The sequence below is a fragment of the Microbacterium sp. SA39 genome (genome assembly GCF_000967865.1).
In the GTDB taxonomy this organism is placed as follows: Bacteria; Actinomycetota; Actinomycetes; order Actinomycetales; family Microbacteriaceae; genus Microbacterium.
The window spans coordinates 1-16,644 of the sequence record NZ_JXRU01000032.1 but is presented as its reverse complement, the minus strand read 5'-3'; the positions used below and the strand labels follow the sequence as shown (position 1 = coordinate 16,644).

Annotated in this window: 15 protein-coding genes and 1 rRNA gene; 6 read left to right on the top strand and 10 right to left on the bottom strand. The window is 69.2% G+C overall.

Annotated elements, in window-relative coordinates; translation table 11 throughout:
- Positions 1 to 69: 69 nt before the first annotated feature.
- The 3 genes from RS85_RS07795 (at position 70) to RS85_RS07785 (ending at position 2,555) form a co-directional block, all read left to right on the top strand.
- Complete coding sequence (locus tag RS85_RS07795; protein WP_046012877.1) at positions 70 to 537, top strand: Lrp/AsnC family transcriptional regulator; 468 nt, start codon at positions 70 to 72, stop codon at positions 535 to 537.
- 184 nt (positions 538 to 721) lie between these two features.
- On the top strand, positions 722 to 1,630 hold the full coding sequence (locus tag RS85_RS07790; protein WP_046012876.1) for a helix-turn-helix domain-containing protein: 909 nt from the start codon (positions 722 to 724) through the stop codon (positions 1,628 to 1,630).
- Between the two features lie 28 nt (positions 1,631 to 1,658).
- Positions 1,659 to 2,555, top strand: coding sequence for a hypothetical protein (locus RS85_RS07785; protein ID WP_046012875.1), 897 nt, complete (start codon positions 1,659 to 1,661; stop codon positions 2,553 to 2,555).
- A gap of 24 nt (positions 2,556 to 2,579) precedes the next feature.
- Here RS85_RS07785 and RS85_RS07780 read toward each other — a convergent pair whose 3' ends face one another.
- From RS85_RS07780 to RS85_RS07760, 5 genes are read right to left on the bottom strand one after another with little or no spacing between them, the layout of a single operon-like run.
- The gene (locus RS85_RS07780; protein ID WP_082087538.1) at positions 2,580 to 3,317 is read right to left on the bottom strand and encodes a FadR/GntR family transcriptional regulator; all 738 of its coding nucleotides are present in this window, start codon (positions 3,315 to 3,317) and stop codon (positions 2,580 to 2,582) included.
- Positions 3,314 to 4,093 carry a 3-oxoacyl-ACP reductase gene (locus tag RS85_RS07775; RefSeq protein WP_046012874.1) on the bottom strand — a complete coding sequence of 260 codons (780 nt, stop codon included), beginning with the start codon at positions 4,091 to 4,093 and terminating at the stop codon, positions 3,314 to 3,316. The genes RS85_RS07780 and RS85_RS07775 overlap by 4 nt, the downstream gene beginning before the upstream one ends.
- Positions 4,094 to 4,132: 39 nt before the next feature.
- Positions 4,133 to 5,494 (bottom strand): aldehyde dehydrogenase family protein, encoded by a 1,362-nt coding sequence (locus RS85_RS07770; protein WP_046012873.1) that lies wholly within the window; start codon positions 5,492 to 5,494, stop codon positions 4,133 to 4,135.
- Positions 5,491 to 6,243 (bottom strand): gamma-glutamyl-gamma-aminobutyrate hydrolase family protein, encoded by a 753-nt coding sequence (locus RS85_RS07765; protein ID WP_235282375.1) that lies wholly within the window; start codon positions 6,241 to 6,243, stop codon positions 5,491 to 5,493. The genes RS85_RS07770 and RS85_RS07765 overlap by 4 nt, the downstream gene beginning before the upstream one ends.
- On the bottom strand, positions 6,224 to 7,579 hold the full coding sequence (locus tag RS85_RS07760; RefSeq protein WP_046012871.1) for a glutamine synthetase family protein: 1,356 nt from the start codon (positions 7,577 to 7,579) through the stop codon (positions 6,224 to 6,226). The genes RS85_RS07765 and RS85_RS07760 overlap by 20 nt, the downstream gene beginning before the upstream one ends.
- Before the next feature lie 156 nt (positions 7,580 to 7,735).
- On the opposite strand from RS85_RS07760, the gene RS85_RS07755 reads away from it, so the two are divergent.
- Entirely contained in the window at positions 7,736 to 9,283 is a 1,548-nt protein-coding gene (locus RS85_RS07755) for an amino acid permease (protein WP_046012870.1), read from the top strand.
- A gap of 64 nt (positions 9,284 to 9,347) precedes the next feature.
- Here the strand turns inward: RS85_RS07755 and RS85_RS07750 are convergent, their stop codons facing one another.
- Positions 9,348 to 9,620, bottom strand: a complete 273-nt coding sequence (locus tag RS85_RS07750; protein WP_046012869.1) for a metal-sensitive transcriptional regulator — start codon at positions 9,618 to 9,620, stop codon at positions 9,348 to 9,350.
- Positions 9,621 to 9,656: 36 nt separating this feature from the next.
- On the opposite strand from RS85_RS07750, the gene RS85_RS07745 reads away from it, so the two are divergent.
- Complete coding sequence (locus RS85_RS07745; protein ID WP_046012868.1) at positions 9,657 to 10,934, top strand: DUF445 domain-containing protein; 1,278 nt, start codon at positions 9,657 to 9,659, stop codon at positions 10,932 to 10,934.
- Positions 10,935 to 10,976: 42 nt separating this feature from the next.
- Here the strand turns inward: RS85_RS07745 and hutI are convergent, their stop codons facing one another.
- The 3 genes from hutI to hutH are packed head-to-tail and all read right to left on the bottom strand — an operon-like array spanning position 10,977 to position 15,543.
- Positions 10,977 to 12,248: an imidazolonepropionase gene (gene hutI / locus RS85_RS07740; RefSeq protein WP_046012867.1), complete on the bottom strand. Its 1,272-nt coding sequence runs from the start codon at positions 12,246 to 12,248 to the stop codon at positions 10,977 to 10,979.
- Between the two features lie 12 nt (positions 12,249 to 12,260).
- A complete protein-coding gene (hutU, locus tag RS85_RS07735; RefSeq protein WP_200894804.1) occupies positions 12,261 to 13,949 on the bottom strand; it encodes a urocanate hydratase in 1,689 nt (562 codons plus the stop codon).
- The gene (gene hutH, locus RS85_RS07730) at positions 13,942 to 15,543 is read right to left on the bottom strand and encodes a histidine ammonia-lyase (protein WP_046012866.1); all 1,602 of its coding nucleotides are present in this window, start codon (positions 15,541 to 15,543) and stop codon (positions 13,942 to 13,944) included. Before hutH ends, hutU begins: the two co-directional genes overlap by 8 nt.
- Positions 15,544 to 15,600: 57 nt before the next feature.
- Here hutH and RS85_RS07725 point away from each other — a divergent pair, with 57 nt between their 5' ends.
- Complete coding sequence (locus RS85_RS07725; RefSeq protein WP_046013046.1) at positions 15,601 to 16,383, top strand: IclR family transcriptional regulator; 783 nt, start codon at positions 15,601 to 15,603, stop codon at positions 16,381 to 16,383.
- Positions 16,384 to 16,462: 79 nt separating this feature from the next.
- Here RS85_RS07725 and rrf read toward each other — a convergent pair.
- A 5S ribosomal RNA gene (gene rrf / locus RS85_RS07720) occupies positions 16,463 to 16,579 on the bottom strand.
- Positions 16,580 to 16,644 lie beyond the last annotated feature (65 nt).

Genomic DNA, 16,644 nt, shown 5'->3' with positions numbered 1-16,644 from the left:
CGAGCGTGCGGGGCGATAGCGGCCGCGGAATCGGTTGCCGCGCACGGCATCGAGTGCGAAGATCGCACCATGAGTTCGGTGAAGAAGCACTCTTCGCTCGATGCGGTCTCCAAGACGATCATCGAGCTGCTGCAGGAGGACGGCCGCCGCTCGTACTCCGACATCGGCCGCGTGGTCGGCCTGAGCGAGGCCGCCGTACGCCAGCGGGTGCAGCGGCTCACCGAGTCGGGCGTCATGCAGATCGTCGCGGTCACCGATCCCATGCAGCTGGGCTTCCACCGCCAGGCGATGATCGGCATCCGCGTCTCCGGCGACACGCGCATCGTGGCCGAGGCGATCGCGCGGGTCGAGGCGATCGACTACGTCGTGATCACGGTCGGAACGTTCGACGTCCTCGCGGAGGTCGTGTGCGAGGACGACGAGCAGCTGCTCGCGCTGATCAACGACGTCATCCGCCCTATCGACGGCGTGCTGTCCACGGAGACCTTCATCTACGCCAAGCTGCAGAAGCAGCTCTACAACTGGGGTACCCGGTGAGCGCGGGCCCGACGATCCGCTCGAGATCGAGCAGATCCTGAGGGACGTCCTGACGCGCGCAGAGACGGTTCTCTGACCACTCTCTGATCGCTCTGAGACCTGTCCGCAGGGGGCGAGCCAGCATATCGGGTCGCGCTCCGCTGTCGTCGGTCGCCGGGGATATGGTGACGCCCGGGGAGACATCATGCTCGACACGGGAGACGAACGTCCGACGGCATTCGCGGAGGCCTTTTCGGCGGCCATCTCCGCGAGACGGGTAACGCTGTCCTGGCTGCAACGGCGCTTGAAGGACCGCGCCAACCCGATCTCGGTCGCGACGCTCAGCTATTGGCGATCCGGGGAGCGGCATCCCGAGGGTTTCCGGTCGTTGACCGTGCTGGAAGACATCGAACGACTGCTGGGACTCGATGCCGGAGCGCTCGTGGGGCTGGTCGACACGCGAACCCGCCTCGGGAGCCTCAGTGCCGCGCAGAATCCGTTCACGGAGTGCGAGGTCACTCAGGCCGCGGAGGAGACTCTGAGGATCCTCGACGCCCCGCCGATCGAGTTCACCCGGTCGCTCTCGGCGCACGTCGTCTCCACTGTGGGCGAGAACGGACTGCTGGAGAGCCGCACTTCGCAGGTGCTCGTGCAGGCGGTCGCTCCGGTGGTCGAGGAGATGACCTACGCTCTGATGTCGGCCGATGCGCCGGTCAGGCGTCCGGCGTGCACTCTCCGCGGTGCGACTCTCGTCCGGGAGCACCTGCACGAGAGCGAGCACGTCTACGCCTGCGTGCTCCGCCTGGACAGACCGCTCGCGATGGGCGACACCACGATGCTCGAGATCAGCATGGCGGTGCCGCCGCCCGAGGAGGGGCAGTTCCCACGCGAGAACGAGACCGCGGGCTTCGTGATGCGCCCGATTCGGAACCTGGTGCTGTGGACCCGCTTCCACCCCGCAGCCGTGCCGGACTGGCTCTACGAGTTCGAGCGGACGCCTGCGGCCCCTCGACCGACGACGACGCGAACGCTGACCCCGGCCGAGTCGATCCACCAGTCACGACGGGATTTCGGCCCGGGGATCCTCGGGATCCGATGGGGATCCGACCGCTGAGGGTCGATCGGGCGAGGCGAGGGGTGTCATGACCGACGAACACGTGGATCGCAGCGCCTTCAGCCGCGCCTTCGCTGCAGTGCTGACCGCACGAGGAGCCTCGCTGTCGTGGCTCCACCGCAGACTGGTGGAACGGGCGAACCCTGTCTCCGTCGCCACGCTGAGTTACTGGCGGTCCGGGAAGCGAGCCCCGGAGGGCGTCTCCTCCCTTGCGGCCGTGGAGGAGATCGAAAGACTCCTCGACCTGGAGACCGGCGATCTCGCGAGTCTGGTGACCGAGAGGGTCCGGCTGGGAAGGATCCATGAACCGCGCAACCCGTTCACCGAGTCCCAGATCCGGCGGGCCCTCGCGGAGACGCGGGAGATCCTCGACGCCCCGCCGCTGGACATCACGCGCGAGCTCTCGACGCACGTGGTCGCCGACGTCGCGGCCGACGGCCGCCTTCATCGCCGCATGGCGCGCACGCTCATCCAGTCCGTCGCGCCCGACACGGTGAGTTTCGTCACGTACACGATGATCTCGGCGGAGAACACGATCGCCCGTCCGGAGATGGTGGTGCATGGCGCACGGATGATCCGCGACCACCTGCATGCGAGCGGGCACGTATACGCCTACGTCCTGCGGCTGGATCAGCCGCTCACCCTGGGCGCGACGACGATGATCGAGGTCACCATGGATGGTCACGACGACCGCGCCTGGCAGCCGGAGACAGGCGCCTTCGTGCTGCGACCCATCCGCGACCTCGTGCTGTGGACCCGATTCCACCCCGAGGCGATCCCGGACCGGCTCGACGAACTCGAACGGACCGACGAGACGGAAGGGACGATCTACCGGCCCCTCGAGCCGCACCCCTCGATCCATCAGAGCCGCCGCGATTTCGGACCGGGTGCGCTCGGCGTGCGCTGGGGCTACGACAACCGCTGAGTCGGCGCGGGTGCACGGACGTGCTCAGATCAGGAAGCCGCGCAGCAACGCCTCGGAGCCCGCGAGGTGCTCGCGCATGGCCGCCTCGGCGGCATCCGGTCGTCCGGCGAGGATCGCGGACACGATGCTCTCGTGCTGCTCGCCCGAGTGCTGGATGTTCCGCGGCAGCAGGGGGAACGTATCGAGCCACGCGTTGACATCGGCACGATTCTCGGCGACGAGTGCGACGAGCGAGGGAATGCCCGCGGCCTCGGCGATCGCCAGATGCAGAAGGGTGTCGAGGCGTCGGTACTCGTCCGGGCCCGCCGGCAGCGCCGCCTCGTGGCGTGCCCACAGATCCGCACGGGTCGAGGCGTCCAGGGATCGGCCCGCCGCCGCGCGTGCGGCACCGGTCTCGAGCACGCGACGCAAGCCCAGGACGTCGTCGATCTGCTCGGTGGTCACCGTGCCGGGCCCGGAAGGATGCGGGAGCGGATCCGCCACGAACGTGCCCCCGTACCGCCCTCGCTTGGGCAGCAGATAGCCGGTGTCGGCGAGCTCGCGGATGGCTTCACGCACGGTGTCGCGGCTCACGCCGAACGATGCCGCCAGCTCGCGCTCCGGCGGCAAGGACTCCCCCGGAGCGACCACGCCGAGACGGATGGTCTGCACGAGACGGGCGACAGCATCCTCGAGCGGATTGCCGCGACGCAGCGGCCGGTAGACCGCCTTCCGCACCTCGACGAGGTCGCCGTCGTTCGGAGCCGGTCGGGAATCGCTCACAGCGGGGTGACGTAGGCGTTCGTGATCCCACCGTCGACGACGAACGCGCTCGCAGTGATGAACGAGGAGTCGTCGGACGCGAGGAAGGCCACGGCCGCCGCCAGCTCCGCAGGCTCCGCGAAACGCCCCATCGGCACGTGCACGAGTCGACGCTGCGCACGCTCCGGGTCCTTCGCGAAGAGCTCCTGCAGCAGCGGCGTGTTCACCGGCCCGGGGCAGAGTGCATTCACCCGCACCCCCTGTCGCGCGAACTGCACGCCGAGTTCGCGCGACATCGCCAGCACGCCGCCCTTCGAGGCGGTGTAGCTGATCTGCGAGGTGGCCGAGCCGAGCAGCGCGACGAACGACGCGGTGTTGATGATGGAGCCGCGCCCAGCCGGCACCATGTGGCGCAACGCGGCACGACTGCAGAGGTACACGCTCTTCAGGTTCACGTCCTGCACCCGATCCCACGCGGGAAGCTCGGTCGTCTCGATCGAGTCGTCGTCGGCCGGCGAGATGCCCGCATTGTTGAACGCGATGTCGATGCGGCCGAACTCCTCGGCGACACCGTCGAAGAGCGCGTTCACCTTCGCCTCGTCAGCGACATCCACCAGGCGGAACGCCCCACCGACCTCGGCCGCGGCCGCTTCGCCCGTGGCCGTATCGACGTCGGCGATGACGACGAAGGCGCCCTCCGCGGCGAAGCGCTTCGCGGTGGCGAACCCGATGCCGCTCGCACCGCCGGTGATGATGGCGACGCGGTCCTTCAGTCGCTGTGTGAGATCGATGCTCATGTGGGTTCTCCGTTCCGGATGGGGTGGGCCGCGAGGCGATCAGAGTTCATCGGTCGCGAAGAAGACGTTCTTGGTCTCGGTGAAGTGCTCGGCAGCATCGGGGCCGAGCTCGCGCCCCAGCCCCGAAGCCTTCATGCCGCCGAAGGGCGTGGCGTAGCGGACCGAGGAGTGCGAGTTCACCGACAGCACGCCGCTCTGCACGCCACGCGCCACGCGCACTCCGCGCCCGAGGCTCTCGGTCCAGACCGAGCCGGCGAGCCCGTACACGGTGTCGTTCGCCAGGCGGATCGCGTCGGCCTCGTCGTCGAACGGCATCACCGCCACGACCGGACCGAACACCTCTTGCTGGGCGATGCGGTCCCCCGGGTCGGCGAGCACGACGGCCGGGGCCATCCAGAAGCCATCGCCTTCCGGCGCCGTACCGCGGAACGCGATGTCCGTCCCGTCCAGGAAGGACGCGACGGTCTCGCGGTGTCCCGCCGAGATGAGGGGTCCCATGTCGGTGTCGGCGCTGCGGGGGTCGCCGACGCGCCAGGCGGCCACCGCGGGTTCGAGCAACTCGAGGAAGCGGTCGTACACGGAACGCTGCACGAGGAGCCTGCTGCGTGCGCAGCAGTCCTGTCCGGCGTTGTCGAACACCGAGCCGGGCACGGCGGCCGCTGCCCTCTCGAGGTCGGCGTCGGCGAAGACGATGTTCGCGCTCTTCCCGCCCAGTTCGAGGGTGACCGGCTTGAGCGCGCGAGCGCAGCCGGCCGCCACCTCGATGCCCACCTCCGTCGAGCCGGTGAAGACGACCTTGCGCACGTCCGGGTGTTCGACCAGGCGCTGACCGACCACCGATCCCGAGCCGGTGACGACTTCGAACAGCCCCTCCGGAAGCCCGGCCTCGAGCGCGAGCTCACCGAGGCGGATGGCGGTGAGGGGCGTGAGCTCGGCCGGCTTCAGCACGACGGCGTTGCCCGCGGCGAGCGCCGGCGCGAACGCCCACGATGCGATCGTCATCGGGAAGTTCCACGGCACGATGACGCCGACCACGCCATAGGGGTCGTGGAAGGTCACGTCGAGGCCGCCGGCCACCGGGATCTGCCGACCGGACAGACGCTCCGGGTCGGCGGAGTAGTAGTTGAGCACCTGAGCGACGTGTCCGGCCTCCCAGCGCGCGGAGGCGATCGGATGCCCGGAGTTGAGCACCTCCAGCTGCGCCAGCTCCTCGATGGCTCCTTCGACCGCGCGGGCGAACGCCCGGAGCGCGTCGGCCCGAGCGACCGGTGCGAGTGCGGCCCACCGGCGCTGCGCGGCGACCGCGCGCGCGATCGCGGCATCCGTCTCGCCGACGTCGGCACGGGCGATGTCGCGGATCGCGGCCCCGGTCGACGGGTTGATGACTGTGAACGCGCTCATCGGGCGTCCTCCTTCCGTCGCGCGGCGAACGCACGAGCCTCTGAGACGAGATCGCGGAAGAGGCGCCGGTCCTCGGCGTTCTCCTCCGGATGCCATTGGATGCCGACGACGTGTCCGTCCGAGGTGTCGATGACGGCCTGCACCAGGCCGTCATCGGAGCGTGCGGCTGCGACCAGTCCCTCGCCGAGCTGGTCGATGCCCTGATGGTGGTAGCTGTGCACCCGGGTCCCCCCCGCGCCGAGGACGTCGGCGAGGGCCGTGTCCTCCGAGACCTCGATGTGGTTCTCGGCGAAGACTCCCCCGCCGACCCGGTAGCGCTCGGTGCCGAGGGTCTCGGGCAGATGCTGCTGCAGAGTGCCGCCGCGGGCCACGTTGACGAGTTGCAGTCCCCGGCAGATCGCGAGCACCGGGATGCGGCGCCGCTCCGCCGCGCGGAAGAGCGCGAGCTCCCACGCGTCGCGATCGGTGCGGGCGGGGTCGGTGAGCGGATGCCGATCCGCACCGTACAGCTCGGGGGCGACGTCCGCTCCGCCGGAGAGGATCAGCCCGTCCATGCCGGCGATGGCCGCATCGGCGGCCTCGGGGTCCTGCGGAGGAAGCAGCAGCGCGATCCCCCCGGATGCGGTCACTCCGGTCAGGTACTGCTCGGGAAGGAACGCGGCCCGCACATCCCATACTCCCTGCTGCGCCCGCTCCAGGTACGTCGTGACACCGATCAGCGGTGCCGCGTCAGAGCCGCTCGAAACCACGGATCCGCTCCCAGTCGGTGACGACGGCGTCATAGGCCTCGAGCTCGATGCGCGCCTGGTTCAGGTAGTGGTCGACGACGTCGTCACCGAACGCGGCTCGTGCGATGGCCGATTCGCGGAAGAGCTGTGCGGCCTCGCGGAGGGTGGTCGGCAGGTGCTCCACCGCGTCCACGTAGGCGTTGCCGGTGAAGCGCTCGGGCAGCGGCAGCTCGTTCTCGATGCCGTACAGGCCGCCGGCGATGATCGCCGAGATGCCGAGGTACGGGTTCACGTCGCCGCCGGGCACCCGGTTCTCGACGCGGAGTCCGGAGCCCTTCCCGATCACGCGCAGTGCGCACGTACGGTTGTCGATGCCCCACGCGACCCCGGTCGGGGCGAAGCTGCCCTTCGCGAAACGCTTGTACGAGTTGATGTTGGGTGCGTAGAGCAGGGTGAATTCGCGCAGCGTGGCGAGGATGCCGGCGATCCAGTGCTCCATGACCGGGCTGAACCCGTGCTCTCCCTCACCGGCCATCACCGGCGTGCCGTCGTCGGCGCGCAGCGAGAGGTGGATGTGGCAGCTGTTCCCCTCGCGTTCGTTGAACTTGGCCATGAAGGTGAGCGCCTGACCGTGCTGCGCCGCGATCTCCTTCGCGCCGTTCTTGTAGAGCGCGTGCTGGTCGGCGGTCTCGCGCACCTCGGCGTACCGGAAGGCGATCTCCTGCTGGCCGAGGTTGCACTCGCCCTTCACGCCCTCGCAGTACAGGCCGGCGCCATCCATGCCGTTGCGGATGTCGCGCAGCAGCGGCTCCATCCGCGTCGAGGCGAGCAGGTTGTAGTCGACGTTGTAGTCCGTCGCCGGCGTGAGTCCTTCGTACTTGCGGGCCCACGCGTCGCGGTAGGTGTTCTCGAAGACGATGAACTCGAGCTCGGTGCCCGCGAACGCGGTCAATCCGCGCTCGGCGAGGCGATCGCGCTGCCGGTCGAGGATCGCGCGGGGAGAGGGTCCGACGGGCTCGCCGTTCGCCCAGATCAGGTCGGCGATCACCAGAGCGGTGCCGTCGAGCCAGGGGATGCGCCGGAGGGTTTCGACGTCGGGCCGCAGCACCATGTCTCCGTAGCCGCGATCCCAGCCCGACATCGCGTAGCCGTCGACGGTGTTCATGTCGACGTCGACGGACAGCAGGTAGTCGCAGGCTTCGGCGCCGTGGTGCAGGATGTCCTCCTGGAACAGCCGCGCCGAGACGCGTTTGCCGACCAGTCGTCCCTGCGCATCGGCGAAGGCCACGATCACCGTGTCGATCTCGCCGGCGGCGATGCCGGCATCCAGCTGATCGATGCTCAGGTTTCCCGACATCTTCTCGCTCCCGTCGTCATGGTGAAGCGATCGACCGACCGGCTTCGCCCTCAGAGTAGATCACTCCGACTTCTAAAGGTAGACGAAACCACCATTGACTGTCACAATCATGCCCAAGGTGCACCGGGCGCCGATATGCGAGCGAGCGGAGAGCGGATGTCTGAGCAGAGCAATGAGTCCCGCAAGGTCGCTGGGGCGACCTATACACGTGCCGGGAGCGAGTACTTCGAGAAACGCACCCTGAAGAGATCGGCCGGTGTCTGGGGCCTGTGGGGTCTCGCCGTGGCCGCGGTCATCTCGGGCGACTTCTCCGGCTGGAACTTCGGCATCGAGTTCGCGGGCTTCGGCGGGATGCTGATCGCCTTCGTGATCCTCGTCCTGATGTACTACGGGATGATCTTCGCGATCGGCGAGATGGCCGCGATGATGCCCCACACCGGGGGCGCCTATTCGTTCGCGCGCTCCGCCATGGGCCCCTGGGGCGGACTCGTCACCGGCGCCGCGGAGACCATCGAGTACGTCGCGACCACGGCGGTGATCGTCTACTTCTCGGCGTCGTATGCGAATGGCATCACCAGCGAGCTGCTGGGACTCGAACTGCCGGGGTGGCTGTGGTACCTGATCCTCTACATCGTCTTCATCGCCCTGAACTCCGCGGGCGCCGCGATCTCCTTCCGCTTCGCGATCGTCGTCTCGATCATCTCGATCGGCATCATCCTGGTGTTCTCCCTGATGGCGCTCTTCTCCGGTGCCTTCAGCTGGGATGCGCTCTGGGACATCGCCCCCGACGAAGGCCAGACGACCTTCCTCCCGCACGGCGTCCTGCCGATCCTCTTCGCCCTCCCTTTCGCGATGTGGTTCTTCCTCGGCATCGAGGAGCTGCCGCTCGCCGCCGAGGAGTCACACAACCCGACTCGCGACATCCCGAAGGCCGGATTCTGGGCCCGTGGCACGCTCATCGTCACCGGCCTGCTGGTGCTGTTCCTCAACACCGGCGTGATCGGCGCCGACGCCACGGGAGAGGCGGGCGAGCCGCTGCTCGACGGCTTCCGTGCGATCGTCGGCGACCAGCTCGCGGCGGTGCTCGCGCTGTTCGCCCTGATCGGGCTGCTCGCCTCGCTGCAGGGCATCATGTTCGCCTACGGCCGCAACATGTACTCGCTCTCCCGCGCCGGGTACTACCCGCGCTTCCTCTCCCTCACCGGCAAGCGGCAGACGCCCTGGGTGGCATTGGTCGTCGGAGCAGCGGTCGGCTTCGTCGCCCTCATCATCCTCGATGTGCTCGCGGCGGTCGATGCCGAGGGCGCCGGTTCGGTGGCGGGCGCGATCGTGCTGAACATCGCCGTCTGGGGCGCGGTGCTCGCGTACGGGCTCCAGCTCGTCTCGTTCATGATCCTGCGCAAGAAGTATCCGGACGCGGCCCGTCCGTACCGCAGCCCGTGGGGCATCCCCGGAGCAGCGCTCGCGCTCGTCATCGCCGCGCTCATCTTCGTCGGCTTCCTGCTGAACCCGACGTTCGGTCCGGCGATCATCGCGATCGCCATCGTGTACGTCGTGATCCTGCTCGGCTTCGGTTTGTTCTTCCGTCACCGCCTCGTGCTGTCGCCGGAGGAGGAGTACGCGCTCTCCGGGGGCACGCACGGTGACCCGCAGGCCGAGGGGTACGACGCCATGGAGGACGAGGTCTTCGACGGCGGGAGGTGACCTGCCCACAGCGCCTCGAAGATGCGCAGCGCCTCGGCGATCTCGCCGGGGCGCTGCGTCGTGTCTACCTGCGGTCGAAGTCGAACGCCTTGAGGAGCTCGCCGACGGCCTTGTCGCGCTCGTCGCCGCCCTCGTCGAACATGTGCGTCACGTGCGTGCGCAGGTGGTTCTCCAGCAGCAGCCGGTTGAGGGACTCGAGGGAGCGCTGGATCGCCCGGGACTGCGTGATGATGTCCATGCAGTACTCCTCGTTCTCGATCATTCGCGCGACACCGCGCATCTGCCCCTCGAGGATGCTGGTGCGGTGCAGGGCACGCTTCTTGATGTCTTCGATCACGTCTCGAGGGTACTCCGCGCGTGGAAGGATGGCCGCATGGCTCGAACACCGATGGCGCAGCTCTCGCCCGCCGACCAGGAGCGGCTGCGCGCTCTCCGCCGCATGAAGGCCGTCGCGCTCGGCGCCCTGGTCTTCATGGCAGTCGTCTTCGTGCTCGCGTTCGCCTTCCAGGAGCGGATGGGCTGGCTCGCCTACGTGCGCGCCGCCGCCGAGGGCGGAATGGTCGGAGCACTCGCCGACTGGTTCGCCGTCACGGCGTTGTTCCGCAGGCCCCTGGGGCTGCCGATCCCGCATACGGCGATCATCCCGAGCCGCAAGGACGAGATCGGCCGCACGCTGGGCGAGTTCGTCGAGACAAACTTCCTGGCGGCCGACGTCGTGCGCACCAAGCTCGCGAGCACCGCGATCGCGCGGCGAGCGGGCGAGTGGCTGCGCGAGAGGCCGCACGCCGAACGCATCGGCGCCGAAGGCGCCACCATTGCGACTGCCGTCCTCAACGCGCTCAGCGACGACGACGTGCGCGACCTGATCGCCGATCTCGCCCGCGAGCACCTCGTCGCACCCGAGTGGGGGCCACCCGCCGGCACCTGGCTCGAGAAGATCATCGAGGCGGAGGCTCACCACGGCGCGGTCGACCTGGCCGTGGAGAGCATCGGCCGGTGGCTCGAGGCGAACGCCGAGTCGTTCACGGGTCTCGTCTCGCGACGCCTGCCCGGGTGGGTGCCCAAGCTCGCGCACCGCTTCGTCGACGACACCGTCTACAACGAGGCCATCAAGTTCATCCACGCCGTGCAGGCCGACCCGCGGCATCCGGCTCGCATCGCCATCGACGGCTATCTCTCGCGGCTGGCCGACAACCTGCAGCACGATCCGGCCACGCGCGAGAAGCTGGAGAACGCCAAGGCCTCCCTGTTCGACAGCCCCCGGGTCGGAGCGCTGGCCGCGGAGGCATGGAACACCGCGAAGAACGGCCTGCTCACGGCTCTCGCCGACCCCGAGAGCGCGCTGCGCCGGCGCGCGGCGAGCGCCCTGCAGGAGGTCGGCGAGCGCCTGACGACGGATGCCGCGCTGCAGCACCGCGTCGACACCTGGGTCTCGGACGCCGCGGTCTTCCTCGTCGACCGGTACCGCCACGACATCGCCTCGATCATCACCGACACGGTGGAGCGGTGGGACCCGGCGGAGACGACCGAGAAGATCGAGCTCATGGTCGGCCGCGACCTGCAGTACATCCGCCTGAACGGCACCTTCGTCGGGGCTCTCGCCGGGCTCGCGATCTTCACCATCGCTCACGCCCTGATCCCCGGAGTCTGAGGACGGGTCCGCTCGCGGCGGCTGCCAGCCCGCGGCCAGCGGTCATCGTGTGAGAGAGCCGTGTTCTTCCGTAGCCCGATCCGATTCGGATCCGGCGAGGGCCGCGACGCCGTCTTTCCACACCTGATCGACGAGCGGCACCCCCGGCCGGTAGGCCAGGTGGATGCGCGTGGGCGCCTTCAGCAGCACGAGGTCGGCCCGCGCGCCGGGAGTGACCACGCCGACGTCGTCTCGACGGAGCGCGCGTGCTCCCCCGGCGGTCGCCGCCCACACTGCCTCGGCGGGAGTCATCCCCATGTCGCGCACCGCGATCGCGATGCAGAACGGCATCGACGACGTGAAGCTCGACCCCGGATTCGTGTCGCAGGCCAGCGCCACGGTGACACCCGCGTCGATGAGCCGGCGTGCGTCCGGGTAGGGCTGACGGGTCGAGAACTCCACGCCAGGCAGCAGGGTGAGCACGGTGTCGGATGCGGCGAGCGCGGTGACGTCGCCCTCCGTCAGGTAGGTGCCGTGATCTACGGATGCCGCCCCGAGCTCGACAGCGAGCCGCACGCCCTCGCCGGGTCCGAGCTGACTCGCGTGCACGCGCGGGGCGAGGCCGCGGGCGATCCCCGCCTCGAGCACGCGCCGCGACTGCGGCACCGTGAAGGCGCCGGTCTCGCAGAACACATCGATCCAGCGCGAATGCGGCGCGCACGCGTCCAGCATCGGTCCGGTGACCAGGTCGACGTAGGCGTCGGGGCGATCGGCGTACTCGACCGGCACGACGTGCGCGCCGAGGAACGTGACCTCCGAGGTGACCTCGGCAGCCAGGCGCACGAGCCGCTCCTCGTCCACGACGCTCAGGCCGTAGCCGCTCTTGATCTCGACGGTCGTGGTGCCCTGGGCGAGCATCTCGTCGAGGAACCCGCGCAGCCGAGCACGCAGCTCGTCGTCGCTTGCGGCTCGTGTCGCCGCGACGGTCGAGCGGATGCCGCCTGCGGCATACTTCTGTCCCGCCATCCGCGCCTCGAACTCCGCGGCGCGGTCCCCGCCGAACATGAGATGGCTGTGGCTGTCGACGAAGCCGGGGATGACTGCGCGTCCCCCTGCGTCGATGACGTCCTGGGTCCCTGAGCCCGTCGGGATCCCCGAGCCCGACTGGGTCCCTGAGCCCGTCGAAGGGCCCGGCGCGTCCGCGGCCGCGCCGACCCAGGCGATGCGTCCGTCCTCGATCAGCACCGCCGCGTCATGCAGGGTTCCCACACGGTCGCCCTCGGCCGTCGACACGTTCGTCGTCAACTCGCCGATGTTCGTGATGAGCGTCGTCATGGTGACAGCCTCTCAGAGCATCGGGATCTTCAGGCCGCGGTCGCGGGCGACATCGCGGGCGTGCTCGTAGCCGGCATCCACGTGCCGCATCACGCCGGTGCCCGGATCGTTCGTGAGCACCCGTTCCAGCTTCTGCGCCGCGAGCTCACTGCCGTCGGCGACCGACACCTGCCCGGCATGGATGGAGCGGCCGATGCCCACGCCGCCGCCGTGGTGGAGCGAGACCCAAGAGGCACCGGACGACGTGTTCAGCAGAGCGTTCAGCAGCGGCCAATCGGCGATCGCGTCGGACCCGTCCTTCATCGCCTCGGTCTCGCGGTACGGCGAGGCGACGGAACCCGAATCCAGGTGATCGCGGCCGATCACGATGGGCGCCGACAGTTCACCGGATGCCACCATCTCATTGAACTTGAGGCCGGCGAGGTGCCGCTCCTTGTAGCCGAGCCAGCAGATGCGGGCCGGCAGGCCCTCGAAGTGCACTTTGTCGGCAGCCTTCTCGAGCCAGCGGTGCAGCGCGGCATCCTCGGGGAAGAGCTCGGCGATGGCCCGGTCCGTCTTGTAGATGTCCTCCGGATCGCCCGAGAGCGCCGCCCAGCGGAAGGGTCCGCGACCCTCCTCGAACTGGGGACGGATGTACGCCGGCACGAAGCCCGGGAAGGCGAATGCCCGGTCGAACCCGCCGAGTTCGGCTTCGCGGCGGATCGAGTTGCCGTAGTCGAAGACCGCTGCCCCGGCATCCTGGAACGCCACCATCGCCGCGACGTGCGCCGCCATCGACTCACGCGATCGGCGGGTGAACTCCTCCGGATCGCGCTCGGCTTCGGCCTTCCAGTCGGCGACCGAGACACCGAGCGGCAGATAGGCGAGCGGATCGTGCGCACTCGTCTGGTCGGTGACGATGTCGATGGCCACTCCCCGGCGCCGCAGTTCGGGGAAGACCTCGGCCGCATTGCCGACGACGCCGACGGAGAGCGGCTCCCCGGCATCCTTCGCCGTGAGCACGCGCGCCACCGCAGCGTCGAGGTCGGTCGTGTACTCGTCGAGGTAGCCGTGGTCCACGCGGCGAGCCAGCCGCGACTCGTCGACGTCGACGATCAGCACGACGCCGTCGTTCATGGTCACCGCGAGCGGCTGCGCGCCGCCCATGCCGCCGGCACCGCCGGTCAGGGTGAGAGTCCCCCGCAGCGAGTCACGGCCGAGAGAGCGGGCCACGGCGGCGAAGGTCTCGTACGTCCCCTGCAGGATGCCCTGCGTACCGATGTAGATCCACGAGCCGGCCGTCATCTGGCCGTACATGATGAGTCCGAGTTCCTCGAGCTTGCGGAACTCGGGCCAGGTCGCCCAATCTCCGACGAGGTTCGAGTTGGCGATGAGCACGCGGGGCGCCCATTCGTGCGTGCGGAACACACCGACCGGCTTGCCCGACTGCACGAGCAGCGTCTCGTCCGGCTCGAGCTCGTCGAGGGTGCGGACGATCGCGTCGTACGCCGCCCAGCTGCGAGCCGCCTTTCCCGTGCCGCCGTACACCACGAGGTCCTCAGGGTGCTCGGCGACCTCCGGATCGAGGTTGTTCATCAGCATCCGCTTGGCGGCCTCGGCGCCCCAGCTCTTCGCGGTGCGCTGATTGCCCCGCGCCGCGCGGACGACGCGGGGTCCGGTTGCGGTGTCGTCCGTCAGGTTCTCAGCAGCGTTCTCAGACATGGATGTGCTCCTTCGCGATGCGGGCGACATCGCCCGATTGCACCAGTGCGGTGACGGCTTCCATCTCGGGCGAGAGGAACCGATCGGGACCCGGGCCCGCGGCCACGGTGCGGACGAGGTCGCGCACCGCACCCGTCGCGGGGCCGGCCTGCAACGGGGCGCGCAGGTCGAGCGCTCGCGTGCCGGTGAGGACCTCGATCGCGAGCACGCGGCCGAGGCCGTCGATCGCGCGGCGGAGCTTGCGGGCGGCCGCCCACCCCATCGAGACGTGATCCTCCTGCATGGCGGAGGACGGGATCGAGTCGACGGATGCCGGCACGGCGAGGCGCTTGAGCTCGGACACGATGCCCGCCGCGGCATACTGCGCGATCATGAGGCCCGAGTCGACGCCGACCTCGTCAGCGAGGAACGGGGGCAGACCGTGGCTGCGGGCAGGGTCGAGGGCACGGTCGGTACGACGTTCCGAGACCGAGGCGACGTCGGCGACCGAGATGGCGAGGAAGTCGAGGACGGCCGCCACGGGTGCCCCGTGGAAGTTGCCGTTCGACTCGATGCGGCCGTCGAGGGTGATCACGGGGTTGTCGATCACGCTCGCGAGTTCCCGATCGGCGATGGTGCGCGCGTGCGACATGGTGTCGCGGGCTGCCCCGTGCACCTGCGGCGAGCAACGCAGCGAGTAGGCGTCCTGCACCCGGCCGTCGTCCGGTCCCTTATGGCTGGCGACCATCGGAGAGTCCGCGAGGATCGCGCGCAGGTTCGCCGCGGACTCGGCCTGCCCGGTCTGCGGACGCAGTGCCATCAGGTCAGCGGCGAAGACGGCATCCGTGCCGAGCTGCGACTCGATCGAGAGGGCGGCGGCGACGTCGGCCGTGAGAAGCAGCGTCTCCAGGTCGTGGAGTGCCAGCACCAGCATTCCGAGCATGCCGTCGGTGCCGTTGATCAGCGCGAGGCCCTCCTTCTCCACGAGCGTGAGCGGCACGATGCCCGCCTCTGCGAGCGCCTCGGCCGCGGGGACGACCTCCGAAGTCGGGTGTAGAACCGCCCCGATGGGTTGCTGAGCCGCCCCGCTGGATTGCTGAGCCTGTCGAAGCACGCGCACCTGCCCCTCCCCCATCGCGGCCAGGGCGATATGGGCGAGCGGCGCCAGGTCGCCGGAGCATCCGAGCGACCCGTACTCGCGCACCACCGGCGTGATGCCGGCGTTGAGCATCGCGGCGTACGTCTCCGCGACGATCGGCCGCACGCCGGTGCGCCCGGAGGCGAGCGTCTGCAGACGCAGCAGCTGCAGACCCCGGGTGACCTCGACCTCCGCCTCGGCTCCGGTGCCCGCCGCATGTGAACGGATCAGGCTCGCCTGCAGCTGGAGACGGCGGTCGGGAGCGATGAAGGTCGTCGCCAGGGCACCGAAACCAGTCGAGACGCCGTAGTGAGGATCGGGGTCCGCAGCGAGCCCGTCGATCACCCGGCGCGTGTCGGCGATGCGCTCGAGGGCGCGGCTGTCGAGAACGACGGGGGCACCGTGTCGGGCGACAGCCACGACATCGGCGGGAGTCAGCGGCTGTGCGCCGACGAGGACGGGCTCGAGATCACTCATGATCCGATTCCACACCCTCGTGTCGCGCGGAGCCGTGGATCGTGGCATCCTGTGTCTGTGATCTCAGACAGTTCGGGTGCCGCGCGCGCCCTCGACCACCGCGTGCCTGCGGCCGAGAACACTCTGCGGATCCTGAGCCATCTCGCCGGACGCCCTGCGCCGGTTGCGGCGTCTGCGATCGCTCGCGAGCTGTCGCTCCCGCGGTCCACCGTGTACCACCTGCTCACGACGCTTTCGGCGCATGGCTTCGTTCTGCACTTCCGCGAGGAGCAACGCTGGGGCCTCGGGACGTCGGCGTTCGAACTCGCCGGCGGGTACGCGCGCCAACAGCCCCTCGCACGGTTGGGGCGACCGCTGGTCGCGAGTCTCTCCGATCGGCTCGGCGAGAGCGCGCATCTGGCGGTCATGAGCGGTGGCGACGTGCTGTACATCGTCGAGGAGCGCGCTCCCCGACGTCAGGCACTGGTCACCGATGTCGGCGTCCGATTGCCGGCGCATCTGACCGCCAGCGGACGGGCGATGCTCGCCGCGCTCCCGCGCGAACAGGTGCGGGCTCTGTACCCGAGCGCGTCAGCATTCCCCGACAGGACGGGCCGGGGACCCCGACGCCCGCCAGAACTGCGGGAGCTTCTGCGCGAGGTTCGCGCACGCGGGTACGCCACGGAGGACAGCGAGGTCGCCGAAGGCCTGCGATCGGTCGGCGCCGCCGTCCGCGATCAGGCGGGGTGGCCGGTCGCCGCCGTCGCGGTCACCTGGGCGGACGCGACGCTCGACGAGCGCAAGCTGGCGGATGCCGTGATCGACACGGCTGCCGTGCTCGAGTCCCGGCTCAGACGATGATCGCGCGTGGCCGACGCGCGATCATCGCGTCAACGCAAGAAAGCCACCCAGCATTGGGTGGCTTTCTTGTTTAAGTTAAGTCCGGCGGTGTCCTACTCTCCCACAGGGTCCCCCCTGCAGTACCATCGGCGCTATGAGGCTTAGCTTCCGGGTTCGGAATGTAACCGGGCGTTTCCCTCACGCTATGGCCGCCGAAACACTATTGATGTTTCAATCAAACACATAACAAAGTCATTGTTGTCATGCGGTTCTCGACCGTAC